The following is a 19,274-nucleotide window of genomic DNA, read 5'->3' as shown; positions in this document are numbered from 1 at the left end:
AAACCCTTGTCGGCCTTCTCGTCTTGACGGTGGCCCTATTCCCGCTTTCGCACCGCGTTCCGGCCTTTCCGCGATTGATTGCAAGCCTCGTGCTGCTCATAGGGGGGCATAATCTCGTTGGCTGGGTGCTAGGTCATATGGAGAATGCAAGTTTCGCACACTGGTGGGCTGCAATCAGCCTATTCCTGATCGCGATCTATTTGGGGATGCGAGCTCGTGACGTTGCAACCAATGACGAAAGTTCCCCCTTTCTGAGGATGCGACTGGTCGCCCGATGGAGATGGAAAGCCCTGTTCTGCGTAGGGCTGACACTTCTGCTTGTGGTCCTCCTGGCAACTCGGCGATAAAGGCAACTTGAATGCGACTGACCAAGAACCGACAAGCCAGGCTTCTTTTCAGCGTCGCCTTTGCCGCCGCTGCTCTTTGGCCTGGAATCCGGACAGCGGGCGCGCAGTCGACCGACGTCTTCTTCGACTATCCGCAGACCATGCTGAACGGACCCGTCAGCGCGACGGTCACCATCCCTGTCCTCGAGTCCTGTCGGAGGCTCTGCTCCACGCGTTCCGGATGCATCGGCTTTGACTATTCGTCGCCCGGGGGCCTCTGCAGGCTCTTCTCGGCCGTCGTCGGCGCGAGAGACAGCCAAGATCACACGGCGGGCGCCCGCAGCCTGATCCCAGGCTACCGTCCACCGACCAACCCGCCTGCGCCGCCCGTACCGGTGCCCGAGGTGGTCGCCGTTCAAGCGCCCCCAGTCAGTTTCTCGCGTTTCCTCAACAGGGACCTCACGGGCGGTTCGATCGCCTCCATGGCAGCACAGGACGCCGATCAGTGCGAAGCGATTTGTCGAACTACGGGTCCCTCCTGCCGGGCCTACACTTATGACGCCTGGAACAGGAAGTGCTTCCTGAAAGGCGAGACTGGCCAGCTCCTGATGAACGCCCGCGCCACCAGCGGAGTCGTTTCAGACCTTGGCGCGCCGAGCTCGTCGGGCGCGCCCGTGCACATGGAATACTTCAACAGCAAGGCCTTTTCCGGAAACGGCTTCCGTGTCCTGGCGTCACCGAACCGGGACGCTTGCGCAAACGAATGCTGGAACGTCGAACAGTGCGTGGCGTTCGGATTTACCGTTTCGCAAAGGCGTTGCGTCCTCTTCGACCAGCCGGGCGAATATTTCAGCAGCCGGGGCACCGACAGCGGCGCGAAACGCCAGAACTGAGTTATTCCATAAGGATAGGCTAGAACTCCGTGAAACAGCTTCCTGTCTGGTTGCAGCCGGCTTGAGTCACCCCCTGGACGGTCTGGTAACAGCTGCAGTTGCAGAGATTGAGGATCGGATACCCTCGCGGACAGCACCATACCTGGCCCGACTGCGCACAGGATGAGAAGCCGCAGTTCATTTTCCCGGGACATTCGCCCATGGCTGCTGCCAGTCCCGGAAGGGCTGTGGCGAGCGTCGCCCCCGCAACGGTTTTCAGGAAAAGGCCTATGAGGGCCCGGCGACTGAATGTTCTCGGCTTGTCCAAACCGTCTTCATCCTGACGCGGACTGCGGGCGTAAGTCGCCGCCCGCAGCCCGAAGACGACGATGTGAATAATCCACAGAGCCGTTGCCGCGCTTGCGAGGCTGACGACCGCCAGCGTAAGCGCTGGAAACGATCGCTCGAACCCTGCGGTGATTACTATGGCGCCAGACACCAATGCCATGGCTGCAACGAATGATTGGCGCATGCACTTTTGGCATTGACCTATCCGATAGAGAAACCCCAACGGCGGAGCGAGACTGACAGATTGCGGTTTCATGGTGCTTCCCTCTTGTTGCGCCTTTACGCGCTCGTCATAGGCCGAGCGCACAGTCTAATTGATGCGTCGCACGGGCGGGCAAACTATATTAGCGAAGTCGAAGATGCGCATATCCCAAATAGGGGATGCCTTCGTCCCGAGATTTTTTCGGCATTGGTTAGGCAGCAGAGCCAGCAGGTCTAGCAGGCTTCTCTGATTGGGGTTGTTGAGGTCAAGCTCCTGTTGCGTTTTTTTCGGACCGTGTCGCCCCGCGGGTCACTCGCTTCTCTTCGCGGTCGGCGCAGGGCCGCCGCATGATGTTGGGGTGGACGGCCCCCGCACGGCATCGATGTGCCAGAATGAGGTCGTTACAGATCTCAAGCAAAGGGAGACCGTCCGTGGAACAAATTATTCGCATTGGCATCGACACGTCAAAACACATCTTCCAGCTCCATGGTGTGAACGCAGCTGAGGAGCCGGCGCTGCGCAAAAAACTGCGGCGCAAGGAGGTGGTGGCGTTCTTTGAGAAGCTGCCGTCGACAGTGGTTGCGATCGAAGCGTGCGGGGGCTCGCACCACTGGGCACGCCTGCTGCAGTCGTTTGGGCATGAGGTGAAGCTGATCCCTCCTCAATATGTCAAACCGTACGTCAAGCGCGGCAAGAACGATGCGGCCGATGCCGAAGCGCTGTGCGAAGCGATGAGCCGGCCGACGATGCGGTTTGTGCCGGTCAAGACCGCTGAACAACAGGCGGCATTAATGCTGGTTGGCCTGCGCGACCGGCTGATCCGCAATCGCACACAGCTCGCCAATGCGATCCGCGGCTATGCGGCAGAATACGGGCTGATCGCTGCCAAGGGGATGTGCAAGATCGAACCGCTGCTCGAGCGTATCGCGGCAGATAAGACGCTACCGGATTTGGCGCGGGAGCTGTTCGCGCTCCATGCCAAGGAATATGCGCAGCTGCAAACACATCTGAAAGACGTCGACGCCAAATTATGGCGTCGATTTGCTGATCGACTATCTGGCTCTTTAGCAGGTTCACGATGTGCCGGCGTGCATCTTCGAAACTGTTGTCGGAACGCTTGATGACACGAACCAAGTGGTAGCCATAGAGCGTCTTGATAGGGTGGGAGATCTCGTTCTCCTTGAGATCGGCGATGCCCTGGGCGATCTCCGGCAGCAGATTGCGCGACGCCGTTTCCGGCAACAGACCGCCATCGCTCTTAGAGTCGTCGTCATACGAATAGCATTGAACGAGTTCGGCAAAGTTTTCCCCCTCCAGGAGCTGCTTTCGCAGCTGCTCGGCTTCCGCCCGAGCGTCGTCCTCTGCCATATCCTTTCGCCCGACGTTCCTGGCGCTCTCGGCGCCGTGGTAGCCGATCACCAGATGCTGTAGCGTATAGTCCACGAAGTCACTGACATGCTCGTCATAGTAGCGCCTCACTTCTTCATTCCCGACTTGCGTGCGCTGATACAGGTCGTTCTTGGCGGCATTCGCCATGACCCCCTCGCGGACCCATGCGAGCCGCTGACGAATGTCCGCATCCTGGTCCAGGTGGCGGGATTCGGCCAGCTGCGCGAGCAGGTGCATGTCGGCATAGCGCTTGGCGAATACGTCAGGTTCGGCAGCCGCCTCCTCCTTCACCTGCGGCGGAGTATCCAACATGAGGCGCTGGAACTGGGAGGCGGTCCATCGTTCGTGGCCAATCGAAAGAACGATGGGGTCGTCGTCCGAGGATAGGGCCGTGAGGGGGACGGTCGTCAGCGGCAAGGACAGAAGGGCGGCGGCGTAGACGCGTTTGAAGGGCATAAAATGACCTTATGCGTGTAGATTCTGATTACAAAATCCGGCGCACCGCCCGTCGTCGGCGGTGCGTCGGCGCATTATTCCATGGCCTTTTTGTCTCCGCGCAGACCCTTCGCGGCGAGATCATCGATCATCTTGCCGGCTTCATCCGTTGTGATGAAATCGAAGGCCTTCCAGCCTTTGCCGTAAAGAAACGACCAATCCCAACGGTCGACGGTGCCATCCCCGAAGGCCAACGACCAGAGCCGGTAGCAGCACTGTCCGGTGTTCATGAAAAAGGCGCGGTTGTGACCATCGCCGTCCCACGCTCCGGGATCGGCAATGGGATTGAAGATGCCGACCGGCTTACGGGATTGGCCCACCAGATTGTAGGCGTTCTGCAACCGGCCGTTCTTCATGTTGAGGTTGACTTCCATGCCGAGCGTGTAGTCCTTAGTCAAATAGTTCTTTTCGATCTCGATTAGGTTGTGGAATTTGTCCAGCATGTTGTTCGTCAGCAAAGGAATTCCGAGGAACGGCTCCTGACTGTTGTCGTTATGCGGATCGGCGTACTTGAATAGGTCCGCCTCGAGATCGGCCGGGTTGGGATAGGTGGAGACGTTGAACTTCACCGCCACCCAGTTTCGCGCCAGCGAGCCATGGCTATCCCGGTGGTTGTTCATCAGCCGCCAAACTTCTTGCATGGAGCCGCGGTCCTTTACGTCCAGCACAACAATGCCGCTGGTCTGTTTGCTCCGGTAGCTATCGAGTAGCTGTGTGAAAGTGGGAATGTGCTGGCTGTCCAACCGGCTCCGGTCGGGAGAGAGCAGATAGTGGTGCTCAAGGTCGCCGTACCAGTCGATCTGGTTTACGTATGGGTTGTAACCCTCTGGCTGGTCGTGGCTTTGCGCTGAGGGATCGAACTTGGGCTGACCGGTGCCCTGATATATGTCCGTAGTGCGTCCCAGGGTGTAATCGTGCATCAGGATGGGAACGCCATCGCGGGTCATTTTAATGTCGACTTCGACGGCCTCGAAGCCGTTGTGCAGCGCGCCGATTACGGCATCGATCGAGTTCTCCGGCTGGCCGGATGCATAGCTGACATTGGCACCGCAGGAGTTGGACGGCCCTTTGTGATCGCCCCACCAGCCACGATGGGCGATAACGATCGCCATGTTGCGTTTGGTGTTGAGGTTCTTCCAAACGTCGAGAATCTTGTAGTTCTGGTATACGCACGTCCGGGGGACATCAGCAGCGGACGCCTCAGGTGCCAAAGCGGCGTCTGTCGATAGCAGCAGCAAGCTACTTACGGTGCGTAGCATCGACTTGTTATTATTGTAACGCTTCATGAGTTAGACATCCAGTTTAAGAGTGGACCCGAGCGAAATCTACAAGGGGATCTCCGTCAGCGATGCGTTGCATGCCACGCGACGTAAATAAGCTGAAGTCCCTCACCATTTCGGCGGTACATGATCGGAAATACGTTTGCCCACCACATTGTTTCTCCTAGGCTGGCAGCTCGGCGGGTCGGCCAACGTTGCGTCTTCGCTGGCAGCTCTCTTGCAGCCACAAATCGCAAAACCCATGCCAGTTTCCTGACTTGGCTCGGAACATAATTTTCGCACTGCTCTTCAGCTACTTATGTCAGGGCGAAACAAGAGAATGGCCAAATATACTTTTGTCGGGGATCAAACAAATCCGACAAGGTCGAAGCGCGTTATTTGTGCCGTATCCGTGGGCCTCGTCGGGGCCGTGCCCCCGCGGCAATCCCTGGTACGCTCACCGCCGGGTCGGTTTTCAACGGAAAAATCAAGCCGAGGCCACGCTGACGATCAGCAGGTTGAACCCTTTTCAGCGGTCGGATCGCATAGTGCTTGAAAGCGGCGACGGCATCATTTCTCTGTCAGCAAGGAAGTTCCCCAAGGTGGTGCAAAGGCTTCTGTCCGATGGCAGTTGCCCTGCTGCATTGAAACCAAGGAGTCCGACCGCACGCGATGCTCAAAGCCAAGCGCGACACTTCTTCAACAGATGGGGTGATTGGGATCTCGCCCGGGCCCAGATGCGGGCGGCTGCTCCTGTCGGGATGTTAGAATGGAGCGCCACCAACATCGCGGGAGGAGCAGCCGTACTCCGGGCGACCCGTCACGCTGAATTTCCCTGGCGACTGGCTGCGGGAGGGCGAGTAGTCGATTCAATTATCAAAATATACCGAGACCCGCGCAGCTGAGAAGCGACCGATGCTGTAGTCGATCGGGGTTTGGTCGATCATTTTCACACTTTCCACTTCAAGGATGGGTTCGGTCTTTGGCTGTTCGAGCCGTCTGGCTTCTTCAGACGAGGGCAAGCGCGCTTCTATGTGACAATGAGTACGACGCGTATTTTCGTATCCAAAGAGCCGATAGACTTCAGTGATGCAGGAAAAACTCGAGATCCGATTGAGTGCATCTGGAAAAAGGCGCAAAGGCAAGTGATGCCGCGAAACTGAGATCGTCAGATCGCTTGCCTTACCAACCGTATCGATGACGAGGACGGGCTCACCTATCGGTATCTGCAGTCGATTTGCGATTTCCGTAGAGGCAGACACCTCAAACTTCGCAAGAATCTCTACCGCGGGCTCCAAGCTCGCGTCGCGAAGGTTAGCCATAAAGGAAGACCCGGCGCCAAGTCCGTACTGAATCCGACGCTCTACGAAGGCGCCACGTCCACGTTCAATACGCAGCACGCCCTTATTTTGTAGTTCTCCCAATGCCCGCCGGACCGTTGTCCTGGTAACGCCAAAATGAGGCGCAAGCACATTTTCGCCCGGCAGCTTTTGCCCAACCCTGAAAGCGCCGGAATCGATTTCCTTCAGGAGTGTCAGTTCGATCTGCCTCCACCGCGGCAGCTCGTTCATCAACTCGTGGCTCATCTCATTCATTCGTTTCTCTTTCGAATAGTCATCTCACTGTCATGAAACTGTGCGATCTGCACCGCCATGTTGACATGTCTGAACATGTTTGGCTATCTTATCCCGCGCAGGCACAATCGACAACCATGGATTTCGTAGCATGGCAACCAAACCGAGCCCAGCTGTCTTCCTCGAGGCTAGCCGGCGGCAACCTCACAGAATGACGGCTGAAAACTTGATCCATGGAGAGCTCGATGAGCGGTTGTTCCACGCCGACAGGCTGTCGCGGAAGGACCTAACCCGCCTAACAATTTTATTCCCATCGGCCGACAGGCTCGGGTCGTTTGCTGTCGCCAAACAAGTTGAGGGTGACAGCCAATGAGCTTGCAACTTAGCAATGCACGGATCGTCCAGGAAGATCGCGTTACCGAAGGCGCCCTGGAAATCCATGACGCAATGGTGTCTTCCATTGGCGCTGCAACGACGGGCCGGATCAATGTGCTCGATTGCGAGGGCGACTTCCTGCTGCCCGGCCTGATCGACCTGCACACCGACAATGTTGAGCAGTTCATGCACCCGCGGCCGGGCGTTCAATGGCCTATACCACTCGCCGCCTTGCTTGCACATGATTGGGAGTTGCTCGGCGCCGGCATCACGACCGTGCTTGATGCGCTGTCGCTGGGCGACTACGACAGCGGCCGCGCCCGCACTGCCATGCTGAACGAGGTGATCAACGGACTGACGACGGCGCGCGCCGCCGGTCTCCTCAAGATCGATCATTATTTCCATTTTCGTTGCGAGCTGTCAGACTCGGCCCTGCTGCCATTGGTCGAACGGCACATCGATAATCCCGGGCTGAAGCTGATCAGCATGATGGATCACACGCCGGGCCAGCGGCAGTGGCATAATCTGACGCTCTATCGGGAGTGGCGCGCCAAGAAGAACGCCCGGGTCTGGACCGAGGACGAGTTCGCGCTCTACATCGCCGAACGCCGAGACCATCAGCAGCAATATGTACCGCAGAGCCGTTCGACGATCGGATGCCTCTGCCGCGAGCACAATATTCGCATCGCCAGTCACGACGACACGACGATCGGAAACGTCGAAGAATCTCACAGCGACGGCATCACGATCAGTGAGTTTCCAACCACCCTCACAGCGGCACGGCGCGCCCGTGAACTCGGCATGCAGATCGTCATGGGTTCGCCGAACATCATTCTTGGCGGCTCGCATTACGGCAATGTCAGCGCAATGGAACTTGCCGACCACGGTCTGCTTGACGTGCTGACCTCCGACTACGTGCCGGGAAGTCTGCTTCATGCCGTATTCGCGCTGGCGGCCAAAGGCTTCGATCTCCCGGAGGCGGTTGCCATGGTGACGAAAAATCCCGCCGACTTGCTTGGCTTTACTGATCGCGGCCGCATCGCTCCTGGTCTGCGCGCCGACCTGATCCGCGTGCGCCTCGTCGACGGAGTGCCGGTGATCCGCAACATTTGGGTCGCTGGAAAACAATATCTCTAACGACGCCAAAAGGAAGACAACTGATGAACTCGAAAATGGAGATGCAAGCCGAGTCGGTTGCCATTGCAAAGCGCTCCGAATGGCTCGGGATTTTGTCCCGCAGTGTTGGCAGCGAGCTTAAGGCCTTGGCGGCCGACTTGGTGCGCGGCGTGATCTTTGAATGGCTTCGCACTCCCAATGTCGGCCTGGTGATGGTTCGGGGCCGTGCCGGTGGGACGGGAAATGTGTTCAACCTCGGCGAGATGACGGTCGCCCGCGCCTCGGTCCAACTCAAAGAGGGGACGGTTGGCCACGGTTACGTCCAGGGACGTGACAAGCGCCAGGCAGAACTGGCAGCCATCGTCGATGCGCTGTTGCAGCAACCGGACCGCCATGACGAGATCATAACCAAGGTAATCGAGCCGCTGCGCCAAAAAGCCGAAGTGCGGCGGATGGAGAAAAGCCGCAAGGCCGCATCCACCAAAGTCGATTTCTTCACCATGGTGCGCGGGGAGGATCTGCCGTGACAGTCCAATCTGGTACGTTTGCCGAGGGCGCCGTGTCGTCCGCCGGCGTTTCATTGAAACCAGGCTTTGTTGATCCGGTCTTCGACGCCCAAGCCGTGTTTCGTGCCGCTCTGCTTGCGACAGCGTATCCCGGTCGCGTCGTGCCGCTCGACCGGACGCTGACCGCGCCGCGGCCCTTCTCGTCGGCAACCGCTGCTCTCTGCCTATCACTGATGGATTTCGAAACACCGGCCTGGCTCGACAATAGTCTAGATTGTGGCGAGCTGACCGCATGGCTTCGTTTTCATTGCAGCCTGCCGCTGACCGAGACTGCTGGAGAAGCTCGCTTCGCCATCGTTTCCGATCCAGCGAACCTGCCGCGCCTCTGCGAACTCCACCCAGGCGATGCCGAATATCCCGACCGCTCGACGACGCTCATCATTCAGGTCCCTTCCTTTACCGATGGCCCGACAACGACCTGGACCGGTCCAGGTGTCAACGGAAGCATTCCAGTCGGTATTGCGGGACTGCCGTTCTGGTTCTGGGCGGACTGGGATCTCAACAGCGAACTTTATCCGCGGGGCATCGACGTGGTCTTCACATCGGGCAACGCCGTGATCGGTCTGCCACGTACAATCAAGGTGGAGGCTTAATATGTATGTTGCCGTCAAAGGTGGCGAGCAGGCCATCCTCAATACTCACAAACTGATCTCTGAGACGCGTCGAGGCGATCCCGAGATCGCTGAACTGACGCTGCCCCAGATCAGCGAGCAGCTTGGGCTCGCCGTGGATCGTGTCATGGCTGAGGGCTCGGTATACGACCGCCAACTCGCCGCACTAGCGCTCAAGCAGGCGCAAGGGGATGCAATGGAGGCGATCTTCCTTCTTCGTGCCTATCGCACCACACTGCCGCGCATCGCCGTGTCGGAACCGATCGATACATCCAGAATGGCGATCCGCCGGCGCATCTCGGCTACATTCAAGGACCTTCCCGGCGGCCAGGTGCTTGGCCCAACCTACGACTATACCCACCGTCTGCTCGACTTCGCGCTTACAGCGGAAGGTCTTGAGCGGGTGCGGGCGGTCCCGGCCGCCGAGCCGCTCGACCAGAGCGTCCCGCGCGTCGTTGACCTTCTCGATGACGAAGGCGTGATCCAGGAAGAGAATGATGACGATCAGGAGGAGGTCTTCGATCTAACCCGCCAGCCGAAGAGCTTTCCGGCCGGCCGCGACCAGCGGCTGCAAAATCTGGCACGCGCCGATGAGGGTTTTCTGCTCGGCCTCGCCTACTCGACCACGCGCGGTTACGGCTTCAACCATCCATTCGTTGGCGAACTCAGGCTCGGAGAAGTGACTGTCGAAATCGTTCCCGAAGAACTCGGGTTCCCCATCGTGGTCGCGGAGGTCACCGTCACCGAATGCCAGATGATCAACAGCTTCCGAGGAAGCGCTGAGCAGCCCCCGCAATTCACGCGCGGCTATGGTCTCACTTTCGGTCATAATGAAGGCAAGGCTATGTCCATGTCGCTGGTCGATCGAGCGATGCGTGCCCGGGAACTCGGCGAAGACGTACGTTACCCGGCCCAGGACGAGGAATTCGTCCTCTCACACACGGACAATGTCGAGGCCAACGGGCTCGTAACCCACTACAAGCTGCCGCACTACGTCGACTTCCAGGCGGAGCTGCAGCTCGTGCGGCAATTGCGGGCGGAATATGAAGCTGCCCGCGCAGCCGCACAGACGAGGGAGGCTGCAGAATGAGGAGTATCACCACAAATTATAGCGACGACGGCTATAACTTCGCTTTTCTCGATGAGCAGACCAAACGGATGGTCCGTCGGACGCTGCTTAAAGCCCTCTCTATCCCTGGATATCAAGTACCATTCGGTGGTCGTGAGATGCCGCTCGCCTCTGGCTGGGGCACCGGCGGGATTCAGATTACGGCAAGCGTCCTTGGCCCGAACGATCGCCTGAAGGTGATTGACCAAGGCGCAGACGACACCACCAACGCCGTCTCCATCCGCCGCTTTTTCCAGACGGTCGCCGACATATCCGTCACCGAATCCACCGAGGAAGCAACCATCATTCAGACGCGCCACCGTGTGCCGGAAGCACCGCTTACGGAAGGCCAGATCCTCGTATATCAGGTTCCGGAACCTGAGCCTTTGCGGAAGCTGATCCCGCGCGAGAGCGAAACTCGCAAAATGCATGCCTATGCCGAGTACGGCGCCATGCAGGTGACGCTCTATGAGAACATCGCCCGTTTCGGCCGTATCGCCAAGACGTACGACTATCCGGCGATGATCAATGGCAGGTTTCTCATGTCGCCATCGCCGATCCCGAAGTTTGATAATCCAAAAATGGCAAACAACCCCGCAATTCAATTTTGGGGAGCGGGCCGAGAAAAACGTATCTATGCCGTGCCGCCCTACACTTCCGTCCGCAGCCTCGATTTCGACGACCATCCGTTCGAGGTGCAGACCTGGCAAGGATGCTGCGCACTTTGTGGGTCAACCGTGAGCTACCTCGACGAGGTGATCACCGACGACAAGGGGTCGCGCATGTTCGTCTGCTCCGACACCGATTTCTGCAACACTCGTCAGGCCCAGGCTGCGGCACAACCGAACAGCGCCGGAGGGGAGTCATGACCATGAATGCGATCCCCAAGCTCGCCCCGAAACCGGCCCTCCTCGACGTCGTCGGTCTGTCAAAGTCCTATGGTGGGCAGATTGGGTGCCGCGATATTTCGTTCACGATCCGGCCCGGTGAGGTGCTTGGCATCGTCGGCGAAAGCGGCTCCGGAAAGTCGACGCTTCTTGCCTGCCTGGCAGGTCATTTGCCGCCCGATACCGGTACCGTCACCTATGACATGCGTGGCCGCGGTCCAGTGGACATCCTGACACTATCTGAACCCGAGCGCCGGCGGCTTGCACGCACTGACTGGGGCATCGTGCATCAGAACCCCCGCGATGGGCTGAGGATGGATGTAAGCGCCGGCGGCAATATCGGCGAGAGGCCGATGGCCATCGGCGCCCGGCATTACGGCAACATCCGGGCCGAGGCGCAGGACTGGCTGCAGAAGGTCGAGATCGACCTTGGTCGCACCGATGACCAACCGCGCACCTTCTCCGGTGGCATGCAGCAGCGCCTGCAGATCGCCCGCAACCTGGTCACACGGCCGCGCCTGGTCTTCATGGACGAGCCGACCGGCGGTCTCGACGTCTCGGTGCAGGCTCGCCTGCTCGATCTCCTGCGTGGGCTGGTGCGTGAACTCGGCATCGCCGCCATCATCGTCACCCACGATCTTGCCGTCGTGCGCCTGCTCGCCGACCGATTGATGGTCATGCAACGCGGTCGCGTCATCGAACAGGGTTTGACCGACCAGGTGCTGGACGACCCCCATCATCCCTACACACAGCTGCTCGTCTCCTCTGTCCTGCAAGTTTAAGACAAAAAGGACATCCCATGACCATTCGATTGCACGCCAAGGGTCTTGCCAAGACCTTCACGCTCCACACCCAGGGCGGCACCATCCTGCCCGTCTTCGACAATATTGAGCTTGCCGTAAAGGCCGGCGAATGCGTCTGCCTGCACGGACCATCCGGTGCTGGCAAGTCGACGCTGCTGCGCTCGCTCTATGCCAACTACAAGCCGGACGCCGGTAAGATCCTCGTCCAGCACATTGGCGACACCGTCGATCTCCTGGCTGCCGAACCCTGGGAAGTGGTTGAAATCCGCCGCCGCACCATCGGCTATGTCAGCCAGTTCCTGCGTGTGATTCCAAGGGTGCCGACGCTGGATATCGTCGCCGAGCCGGCGATCGTGAACGGCGTTCCCCCGGAGAAAGCGCATGCCGCTGCCCGCGCCCTGCTGTCGCGGCTGCGCATCCCCGAGCGTCTTTGGTCTCTAGCCCCTGCCACCTTCTCCGGTGGCGAGCAGCAGCGCGTCAACATCGCCCGCAGCTTCATCGCCGACTATCCAGTGCTGCTGCTCGACGAGCCGACGGCCTCGCTCGACGCAACCAACCGGCAGACAGTCATCGAACTGATCAACGAAGCCAAGGCACGCGGTGCTGCCATCGTCGGAATCTTCCACGACGAGGAGGTGCGCGAGGCTGTCGCGGACAGGTTATTCGAAGTTACACCTCGCTCGCCGGAATGGACGGCGCGTTCGATACCGGAGCCAACCCGCGCGTGAAAGCGCGATCGGGCACCGCAGAAGCTCGTTCGTCAGTGATTCCGTTTTGTCGAGCGTCTCTGTCCCCGTTTGTCATTCGACTGTCATTCTATCATGCGAACGCTCTTATGTAGACATGTCTAACCAAGTTGCGAAGATCAGCTTCTGCTAACTTGACAATGGAGGGTAGCGCACCATGAATATGACTCGCCGAAATTACCTTAAGGTGATGAGTGCCATTCCACTGCTTGGCACAATCGCTCCGCGAATTGCCAACGCACAGCCCCGAACCGATTTGATCATTGCGGTTCAGGATAATCCGCCTCAACTCGATCCCCTCAGGCTCACTACGAACATCACATATCGTCTTGCGGCAAGCATCTACGACACGCTGATCCGTATCGATTACCTTAACGGCGAGCGCCTGGTGCCGGGCCTTGCGGAGTCTTGGCACCAGGTCGATCCACGCACCTGGGATGTTGTCATCCGCAAAGGGGTCCACTTCCATGATGGATCGGTGATGACCACCGAAGACGTTGCCTTTACGTTCGGACCGGAACGCATGTTGACGGAGGGCCTTCCGGGTCAAAGCATATCCCGGCAGTTTTTCAGCGTGCTGGAAAAGGTGGCCGCCGTCGACGAAAGCACTGTGCGTTTCGTAACCAAAGAGGCTGATCCCCTTTTCGAATTCAGGCTGTCCAACTGGACAAGTCAGATCATCAGCAAGGCTGCGTTCCAAAAGGCTGGAAACTGGGATAAATGGGCGCTATCACCGGTCGGCACCGGCCCTTATCGCGTCGCTGAAGTCAAGGCTGGCGATCGAATCCGACTGGTCGCGCATGACCAATACTGGGGCGGCCAGCCTCCGTTCTCTTCGCTGACTTTCAAGGTCATGCCGGAAGCGGCAAGCCGCGTCAACGCGCTCGCGGCGGGCGACGCCCACATCATCACGGAAGTTACGCCGGATCAGATCGCGACGATCAGGGGACACGGCAACCTTGATGTCGTCGGCGGGCCCATCAACAACATCCGTTGCGTCAACTACGGCACGTTCGGCGGGCCGCTCAAGGATGTTCGCATCCGTCAGGCGCTCAATCTTTCTATCGACCGCGAATCCATTGCCAAACAATTGTTCTCAGGCATGGTTGATGTTCCCAGAGGCTTTCAGTGGCAGGCCTACGGCGACATGTTCGTCGAGAATTTTCCGATGCCAGCATACGATCCCGATGCCGCGAAGAAACTTCTTTCCGAGGCAGCCTATTCCGGTGCCCCGATCGAATATCGCATTCTGGCCAACTACTATACCGCAGAGCTCGACGTGGCGCAGACGCTCCAACAGATGTGGCAGGCCGTCGGCATCAATGTTCAGCTCAAGGTTTGCGAGAACTGGGGGCAAATGTTCGCTCAGCCAAATTACGCGATCTTCGACGGTTCGGCCGACATGATCTACCCGGATATATTGGGGTCGCTATGGACCAACTACGGGCCAGACGGCTTTATCCGCTTCGAAGCCAAGAGCTGGAGCAACGCGGAGTTCGACGAGATCGGCAAAAAACTGCAGACGCTGACTGACCGTACTGAACGCCGCAAGCTTCACGAACGCGTTCTGAAAATCTTCAATGAGATCGATCCGCCTGGCACTGTGCTCTACAATACGCCCATGCTTTACGGCAAGCGGGGAGACATTGCCTGGCTGCCGCATCGCACCCCGATGATGGACTTCGGTCCATTCAACATGCCCGCATAGTCTTGTGCTTACCGGGCATCATGCGCCCGTCAGGGCGTATGATGCCCATGCATCATCCAATTCATCCACCGGGTTCCGAGGTCGATTGAGGCTGTCGGTGGCGACTACTGAAAGGCAATGCTCCATGATCATAGCGCATCTCAGTGATCTTCATATCCGCGAGACGGGCAAACCCTTCGCTTCCGGAAACGTGGATTGCACTGCACGGGCGGCGCAAGCGTTCGAGCGCGTCGCCAACATGACTCCAAGGCCGGACATGATGGTGGTCACCGGGGATCTGGCTGATAGCGGCCAAATCGGTGAATATCAGCTGCTTAAGGAGTTGACCGAAGGGTTGCCGTTCCCGGTCCATCTGGCGCTTGGCAACCACGACATCCGGGAGAATTTCCTGGCTGTTTTTCCCGAAAAGAAGGGCCCTGGCGGCTTCGTGCAGTTTTGCGTCGAACACGACAAGCTGCGTGTCATCGGGCTGGACACCCTTGTTGAAGGCGAGGGCCTGGGTCGCCTTTGCTCCGAACGACTTTCGTACCTTCGGGATTGCCTACAGGAGCGGCCCAATACTTCTACCCTCATTCTTCTCCATCATCCGCCTTTCGCCTTTGGTGGGGGTATTTACGACGCCGTGAGGCTGATCGACGGAGCGAGGGAGCTAGGCGAGATTATCACAGCCAACAAACAGGTCGTTCGCCTCCTCTGCGGCCATCATCACCGCGCGATCGACTGCCTATGGAATGGCACGCTCGCCTCGGTAGCGCCGTCGGTTGTAAGCTCCTGCCATCTTCAGTTGGGCGATGTTCGCGTCTTTAAGAACATCAATGAGCCCCCGGCATTCAAGCTTCATGTGCTGGTACCTGAAAGCGGGTTCGTATCGCACAACGTCTTCGTCGAAGATTTCGGTCCGGCTTACGAAAACATCCCCGATCCCAACTACCAGGCGCTGGCTTCCATGAGGAAGCAAACCGCGCTGGCAGCGTCTCGGTAGTACGGTCATGCACGATACCAGAGTCGCACCGCTCCTGCAGATCAGGGACCTTCGCGTTCGGCTCGAGTCGACACGCGGATCCACCGAGATTTTGCGGGGCATCGATCTGGATATCGGCCGCGGTGAGATTCTCGGCCTTGTCGGGGAATCGGGATGCGGGAAAAGTATCACCTGGCTTGCCATCCTCCGGGTACTGGGACGGCAAGCAAAGACCACAGGTTCCGTTCTCTTCGAAGGATCGAACCTTCTGGATCTCAACGAAAAAGCCATGGCAGCCCTTCGTGGCCGGCGCTTGGCAATGATTGTCCAGGATGCCACTGCCTCTCTTAATCCGATCCACACGATCGGCTTCCAGCTTGCCGAAACACTGGTTTTGCATCGCAAGATCGGATGGAGCACCGCGCGCGGCGAAGCAAAGCGATTGCTCGATCGGGTTCGAATACCAGGCGCACAGCGACGTCTCGGTCAATATCCTCACGAGCTTTCCGGAGGCACCAACCAACGTGTCGCAATCGCCATGGCGCTGGCCGGAGAGCCGGACCTCCTTGTCGCAGATGAGCCCACAACGGCGCTCGATGTTACGGTGCAGGCCCAAATCTTGGACCTGCTCAGAGAGATCAGAAGCGACACGGGCATGTCCATCGTCCTCATCTCACACGATCTAGGCGTGGTGCGCGAAACCAGCGACAGGATTGCCGTAATGTATGCCGGGAGATTCGTAGAGATGGCGCCGTCGGCTGATTTCTGGCACTGGGCGCGACATCCTTATACGCGTGGTCTTCTCGCCGCCGCTCCCGATATCGATGAGCCGGTAGGCCGGTTACGAGCGATTCCGGGTCACGTCCCCGCACCAAGTGATATATCGAGCGGATGCGCATTCGAGGCCCGATGCGCCGAAGCGATGCCGAGTTGTTTACTAATGACGCCCGCAATGGCCATGGTTGCGAACGGTCATTGCGTCGCCTGCCTTAGAACTCAGTCCTCCGATGCGGAGACGGATAAGATAAAGGTTCCGGCATGACCTCGTTTCTGACTGTGCAGGGGCTGACGAAACATTTCAGTGTCCGATCCCGAGCGGGTCCTTTTTCGCCCAAGGTTCCGTTAAAGGCGGTCGATGAGGTGTCCTTTTCCCTGAAGCGGGGAGAAACGCTCGGCGTCGTTGGCGAGTCTGGTTGCGGCAAGTCGACAACCGGCCGCCTCGTTCTCGGGATGATGGCGCCGACACGTGGGTCGATCCTGCTTGACGGCATGCCGGTGCAAACGCGCCGCGATGCCGTCTGGCGAGCGCAAAGACAAAGAATGCAGATGGTCTATCAGGACCCCTTGTCTTTTCTTGATCGACGTCTCCCGATTGGCCGTCAGGTCATGGAGCCGCTCATCGTCCATGGCGTAGGTTCCTCCATGGCGGAGCGCAGAGAAAAGACCCAGGCTCTGTTGTCGACCGTCGGGCTGCGTCCGGACCAGTTTGCCAGCTACCCTCATGAACTCTCCGGCGGTCAGCGGCAGCGGGTGATCCTGGCGCGGGCGCTGGTGCTCGATCCGGATCTTCTGGTATGCGACGAGCCCGTTTCCGCCCTCGACGTCTCCGTCGGGGCGCAGGTGGTCAATCTGCTGAAGGATGTACAGGCGAGCAGAGGTCTCACCTATCTGTTCATCAGCCACGATCTGAAGATCGTTCGCCAGATCGCCGACCGAGTGATCGTTATGTACCTCGGCAGGATCATGGAGGAAGCATCCGCCACAGAACTTTTCCGCAATCCCCTGCATCCTTATACGCAGGCGCTGCTTTCGGCGGTCCCCAGCTTGAAACCACACCCTCAGCGCCGCCTCATCATCCAAGGGGATCCGCCCAATCCGATGGAGGTCCCGAACGGATGCGTCTTGCATCCACGCTGCCCTCGCGCATCGACGCTGTGCCAAACAGAACGGCCTGAGCTGCGCATCATCGCGCCAAACCGCTCCGTAGCGTGCCATCACCCCCAAGACGACATGGTTTCCTCGCGCGGGAAAATGGAGAACGCGTGATGTTGGAATATATCTCCGCGCGCTGCTTGCGTGCCTTGGCGACCCTTCTGTTGATCGTGACAATCACTTTCGTCGTCCTTCGCCTCTCAGGCGACCCGGCCATCAATATTCTGGGCCTCGATGCCTCGGGCGAGGCCATCCGCGAATTTCGCCGAAGCTGGGGGCTCGACCAGTCCATATGGATTCAATATGTCAGATATCTGCAGGCGGTCATGGAGGGAAATCTCGGACGCTCCATGCTTGACGGGCGCAACGCATTGGATGCCGTCATGGAACGCTTGCCGGCGACGTTGGCGATCACCGTTCCTGGCTTTATCCTGCAATTGCTGATCGGCATCCCGGCTGGCGTATTCAGTGCCCTTTGGCGCAACACTTGGGCTGATCGGCTCATCATGACCGGGTCCATTGTCGGCTTCACCATGCCGAGCTTCGTCCTCGGTCTGCTGTTGGTAATGCTGTTTGCCGTCAGATTGCACTGGCTCCCCTCTGGAGGTGCGGGCACTGTCTTGCATGTTATCCTGCCCGTGCTGACACTCGGCGTGTTCGGTGGCGCAACGCTGGCCCGATTCACACGTTCGGCGATCATCGACGTACTAGGCCAGCCGCACGTGCGGGCCGCGACGCTCAGGGGGATTCCGCGTTCGCAAATTATGTTGCTCCATGTGGTTCCGAATGCGGCCCTGCCGATCGTCACCATCATTGGACTGATGCTGGGTCGCCTGGTGGCGGGAGCAGTGGTCGTTGAAAGCGTGTTTTCCTGGCCAGGAATCGGCCGATTGTTGGTCTCTTCGGTCGCAAACCGGGATCTAGCCGTGGTTCAGACGATCCTGCTGATGATAGGTGTCGCCATGGTTCTCGCCAACTTCGGCGTGGACCTACTCTATGGACTTCTAGATCCCCGTCTGCGGCACGCGCAGAGCGACGGCGCAGGCAAAGGATGACCCAGATGGCTACGGTGGCGGCTCGCTCTATGCCCACGTGGCGCCGCATGGCGCGGCGTTTTCCTCCTTCAGTGCTCCTCGCAATTCTCTGGATCGCGGTCATGGGTGTAATCGCGCTGTTGGCAAACCATCTCGCTCCCTTTGACATAGCGGCGACGGATTTGCGTGCACGCCTTCGCCCTCCCGTTTTCCTGGCCGGGGGAGACTGGAAGCATCCTCTTGGAACCGACCAGTTGGGCCGCGATACGCTTTCGCGTCTGTGTTTGTCGATCCGAACGAGCATGACGATCGGGCTAATTTCGACATTCATCGCGGCAGCCATTGGTATCGGGCTTGGGTTCCTTGCAGCCCACAGCCGGGGTCGTCTTGAGCAGATCATCCTGATGCTGATCGATGCTCAGGCCGCTATTCCCTTCATGATCGTCGCGCTGGCCGTTCTCGCCTTTTTCGGCAATAGTCTCGTCCTTTTCACGGTGCTCCTGGGCTTTTTTGGATGGGAGCGCATCGCCCGCCTCTGCCGCGGACTGGCTCTGTCAGCATCCGAGCAGGGCTACACAATTGCGGTGCGGGATATCGGTGCTTCGCCTATGCGCGTGTATGCACTGCACATCCTTCCTAACGTTGCCTCCAGCGTGATCGTCGCTATGACGCTCAATCTGCCCGAAGTCATCTTGCTCGAAACGAGCCTGTCATTCCTTGGACTTGGTGTGCAGCCACCGCTGTCGAGCCTTGGCAACATGCTTGGAGCTGCGCGCGACTATATGGAAGGAGCGCCTTGGCTCGTCTTCATCCCGAGCGCCGTTATCATGCTAACTGCGCTATCGATTTCCATTGTCGGTGATTGGCTGCGGGACCGCGCCGATCCCACCAGCGAAAGTGCCCGTTGAGCGATCGCCTTGACGAGGCCACGACCGCACATTGAGCACGCTCGTCCACCCGAA

General features: G+C 58.8%; 17 protein-coding genes and 2 pseudogenes. 16 read left to right on the top strand and 3 right to left on the bottom strand.

The window, feature by feature from the left end; genetic code table 11:
- The first annotated feature begins 358 nt into the window (after positions 1-358).
- Both MAFF_RS35540 and MAFF_RS35530 read left to right on the top strand, forming a co-directional pair.
- Positions 359-1,219, top strand: coding sequence for a PAN domain-containing protein (locus tag MAFF_RS35540; protein ID WP_010915997.1), 861 nt, complete (start codon positions 359-361; stop codon positions 1,217-1,219).
- 960 nt (positions 1,220-2,179) lie between these two features.
- A pseudogene (locus MAFF_RS35530) lies at positions 2,180-2,818 on the top strand (IS110 family transposase); the annotation flags it as partial.
- 76 nt (positions 2,819-2,894) lie between these two features.
- Here MAFF_RS35530 and MAFF_RS41565 read toward each other — a convergent pair.
- Positions 2,895-3,284 (bottom strand): annotated as a pseudogene (locus MAFF_RS41565) (peptidylprolyl isomerase); the annotation flags it as partial.
- Between MAFF_RS41565 and MAFF_RS40200 the strand changes: the two are divergent.
- Complete coding sequence (locus MAFF_RS40200; protein ID WP_044552162.1) at positions 3,204-3,524, top strand: hypothetical protein; 321 nt, start codon at positions 3,204-3,206, stop codon at positions 3,522-3,524. The pseudogene MAFF_RS41565 and the gene MAFF_RS40200 sit on opposite strands and share 81 nt — an antisense overlap.
- Positions 3,525-3,667: 143 nt before the next feature.
- On the opposite strand, the gene MAFF_RS35515 is transcribed toward MAFF_RS40200, so the two are convergent.
- Positions 3,668-4,918 (bottom strand): glycerophosphodiester phosphodiesterase family protein, encoded by a 1,251-nt coding sequence (locus MAFF_RS35515; RefSeq protein ID WP_010915876.1) that lies wholly within the window; start codon positions 4,916-4,918, stop codon positions 3,668-3,670.
- An 842-nt stretch (positions 4,919-5,760) separates the two neighbouring features.
- Positions 5,761-6,486: a phosphonate metabolism transcriptional regulator PhnF gene (gene phnF / locus MAFF_RS35510; RefSeq protein WP_048894852.1), complete on the bottom strand. Its 726-nt coding sequence runs from the start codon at positions 6,484-6,486 to the stop codon at positions 5,761-5,763.
- 348 nt (positions 6,487-6,834) lie between these two features.
- Between phnF and MAFF_RS35500 the strand changes: the two genes are divergently transcribed.
- The 13 genes from MAFF_RS35500 to MAFF_RS35440 all read left to right on the top strand — a co-directional run bounded on the left by MAFF_RS35500 (position 6,835) and on the right by MAFF_RS35440 (position 19,220).
- On the top strand, positions 6,835-7,977 hold the full coding sequence (locus tag MAFF_RS35500; RefSeq protein ID WP_010915999.1) for an alpha-D-ribose 1-methylphosphonate 5-triphosphate diphosphatase: 1,143 nt from the start codon (positions 6,835-6,837) through the stop codon (positions 7,975-7,977).
- A gap of 41 nt (positions 7,978-8,018) precedes the next feature.
- Positions 8,019-8,483, top strand: a complete 465-nt coding sequence (gene phnG, locus MAFF_RS35495) for a phosphonate C-P lyase system protein PhnG (RefSeq protein ID WP_010916000.1) — start codon at positions 8,019-8,021, stop codon at positions 8,481-8,483.
- On the top strand, positions 8,480-9,115 hold the full coding sequence (phnH, locus tag MAFF_RS35490; protein WP_157866231.1) for a phosphonate C-P lyase system protein PhnH: 636 nt from the start codon (positions 8,480-8,482) through the stop codon (positions 9,113-9,115). Before phnG ends, phnH begins: the two co-directional genes overlap by 4 nt.
- A 1-nt stretch (position 9,116) precedes the next feature.
- Positions 9,117-10,223 (top strand): carbon-phosphorus lyase complex subunit PhnI, encoded by a 1,107-nt coding sequence (locus MAFF_RS35485; protein ID WP_010916002.1) that lies wholly within the window; start codon positions 9,117-9,119, stop codon positions 10,221-10,223.
- On the top strand, positions 10,220-11,110 hold the full coding sequence (locus MAFF_RS35480) for an alpha-D-ribose 1-methylphosphonate 5-phosphate C-P-lyase PhnJ (protein ID WP_010916003.1): 891 nt from the start codon (positions 10,220-10,222) through the stop codon (positions 11,108-11,110). Before MAFF_RS35485 ends, MAFF_RS35480 begins: the two co-directional genes overlap by 4 nt.
- A gap of 2 nt (positions 11,111-11,112) precedes the next feature.
- Complete coding sequence (gene phnK, locus MAFF_RS35475) at positions 11,113-11,910, top strand: phosphonate C-P lyase system protein PhnK (RefSeq protein WP_010916004.1); 798 nt, start codon at positions 11,113-11,115, stop codon at positions 11,908-11,910.
- A gap of 17 nt (positions 11,911-11,927) precedes the next feature.
- Positions 11,928-12,659: a phosphonate C-P lyase system protein PhnL gene (phnL, locus tag MAFF_RS35470; RefSeq protein ID WP_010916005.1), complete on the top strand. Its 732-nt coding sequence runs from the start codon at positions 11,928-11,930 to the stop codon at positions 12,657-12,659.
- Between the two features lie 175 nt (positions 12,660-12,834).
- Positions 12,835-14,385, top strand: coding sequence for an ABC transporter substrate-binding protein (locus MAFF_RS35465; RefSeq protein WP_010916006.1), 1,551 nt, complete (start codon positions 12,835-12,837; stop codon positions 14,383-14,385).
- A 124-nt stretch (positions 14,386-14,509) separates the two neighbouring features.
- Positions 14,510-15,367 carry a phosphodiesterase gene (locus MAFF_RS35460; protein ID WP_044552154.1) on the top strand — a complete coding sequence of 286 codons (858 nt, stop codon included), beginning with the start codon at positions 14,510-14,512 and terminating at the stop codon, positions 15,365-15,367.
- 7 nt (positions 15,368-15,374) lie between these two features.
- Complete coding sequence (locus tag MAFF_RS35455; RefSeq protein WP_010916008.1) at positions 15,375-16,388, top strand: ABC transporter ATP-binding protein; 1,014 nt, start codon at positions 15,375-15,377, stop codon at positions 16,386-16,388.
- The gene (locus tag MAFF_RS35450) at positions 16,385-17,392 is read left to right on the top strand and encodes an ABC transporter ATP-binding protein (protein WP_010916009.1); all 1,008 of its coding nucleotides are present in this window, start codon (positions 16,385-16,387) and stop codon (positions 17,390-17,392) included. The genes MAFF_RS35455 and MAFF_RS35450 overlap by 4 nt, the downstream gene beginning before the upstream one ends.
- Positions 17,392-18,333, top strand: a complete 942-nt coding sequence (locus tag MAFF_RS35445) for an ABC transporter permease (RefSeq protein ID WP_010916010.1) — start codon at positions 17,392-17,394, stop codon at positions 18,331-18,333. The genes MAFF_RS35450 and MAFF_RS35445 overlap by 1 nt, the downstream gene beginning before the upstream one ends.
- A complete protein-coding gene (locus MAFF_RS35440) occupies positions 18,330-19,220 on the top strand; it encodes an ABC transporter permease (RefSeq protein WP_052292115.1) in 891 nt (296 codons plus the stop codon). The genes MAFF_RS35445 and MAFF_RS35440 overlap by 4 nt, the downstream gene beginning before the upstream one ends.
- Positions 19,221-19,274 lie beyond the last annotated feature (54 nt).

Origin of the sequence: Mesorhizobium japonicum MAFF 303099 (assembly GCF_000009625.1) — a bacterium.
Taxonomy (GTDB): domain Bacteria; phylum Pseudomonadota; class Alphaproteobacteria; order Rhizobiales; family Rhizobiaceae; genus Mesorhizobium; species Mesorhizobium japonicum.
Note: the sequence above shows the minus strand (reverse complement) of the source record. Positions and strands in the feature narration are given on the sequence as shown.

Excerpts from the sequence above, each read along its gene's own strand:
- MAFF_RS35540 (WP_010915997.1), top strand. The coding sequence starts at position 359 with ATGCGACTGACCAAGAACCGACAAGCCAGGCTTCTTTTCAGCGTCGCC.
- MAFF_RS40200 (WP_044552162.1), top strand. The coding sequence starts at position 3,204 with ATGCTCGTCATAGTAGCGCCTCACTTCTTCATTCCCGACTTGCGTGCG.
- MAFF_RS35515 (WP_010915876.1), bottom strand. The coding sequence starts at position 4,918 with ATGAAGCGTTACAATAATAACAAGTCGATGCTACGCACCGTAAGTAGC.
- phnF (WP_048894852.1), bottom strand. The coding sequence starts at position 6,486 with ATGAATGAGATGAGCCACGAGTTGATGAACGAGCTGCCGCGGTGGAGG.
- MAFF_RS35500 (WP_010915999.1), top strand. The coding sequence starts at position 6,835 with ATGAGCTTGCAACTTAGCAATGCACGGATCGTCCAGGAAGATCGCGTT.
- phnG (WP_010916000.1), top strand. The coding sequence starts at position 8,019 with ATGCAAGCCGAGTCGGTTGCCATTGCAAAGCGCTCCGAATGGCTCGGG.
- MAFF_RS35485 (WP_010916002.1), top strand. The coding sequence starts at position 9,117 with ATGTATGTTGCCGTCAAAGGTGGCGAGCAGGCCATCCTCAATACTCAC.
- MAFF_RS35480 (WP_010916003.1), top strand. The coding sequence starts at position 10,220 with ATGAGGAGTATCACCACAAATTATAGCGACGACGGCTATAACTTCGCT.
- phnK (WP_010916004.1), top strand. The coding sequence starts at position 11,113 with ATGAATGCGATCCCCAAGCTCGCCCCGAAACCGGCCCTCCTCGACGTC.
- phnL (WP_010916005.1), top strand. The coding sequence starts at position 11,928 with ATGACCATTCGATTGCACGCCAAGGGTCTTGCCAAGACCTTCACGCTC.
- MAFF_RS35465 (WP_010916006.1), top strand. The coding sequence starts at position 12,835 with ATGAATATGACTCGCCGAAATTACCTTAAGGTGATGAGTGCCATTCCA.
- MAFF_RS35460 (WP_044552154.1), top strand. The coding sequence starts at position 14,510 with ATGATCATAGCGCATCTCAGTGATCTTCATATCCGCGAGACGGGCAAA.
- MAFF_RS35455 (WP_010916008.1), top strand. The coding sequence starts at position 15,375 with ATGCACGATACCAGAGTCGCACCGCTCCTGCAGATCAGGGACCTTCGC.
- MAFF_RS35450 (WP_010916009.1), top strand. The coding sequence starts at position 16,385 with ATGACCTCGTTTCTGACTGTGCAGGGGCTGACGAAACATTTCAGTGTC.
- MAFF_RS35445 (WP_010916010.1), top strand. The coding sequence starts at position 17,392 with ATGTTGGAATATATCTCCGCGCGCTGCTTGCGTGCCTTGGCGACCCTT.
- MAFF_RS35440 (WP_052292115.1), top strand. The coding sequence starts at position 18,330 with ATGACCCAGATGGCTACGGTGGCGGCTCGCTCTATGCCCACGTGGCGC.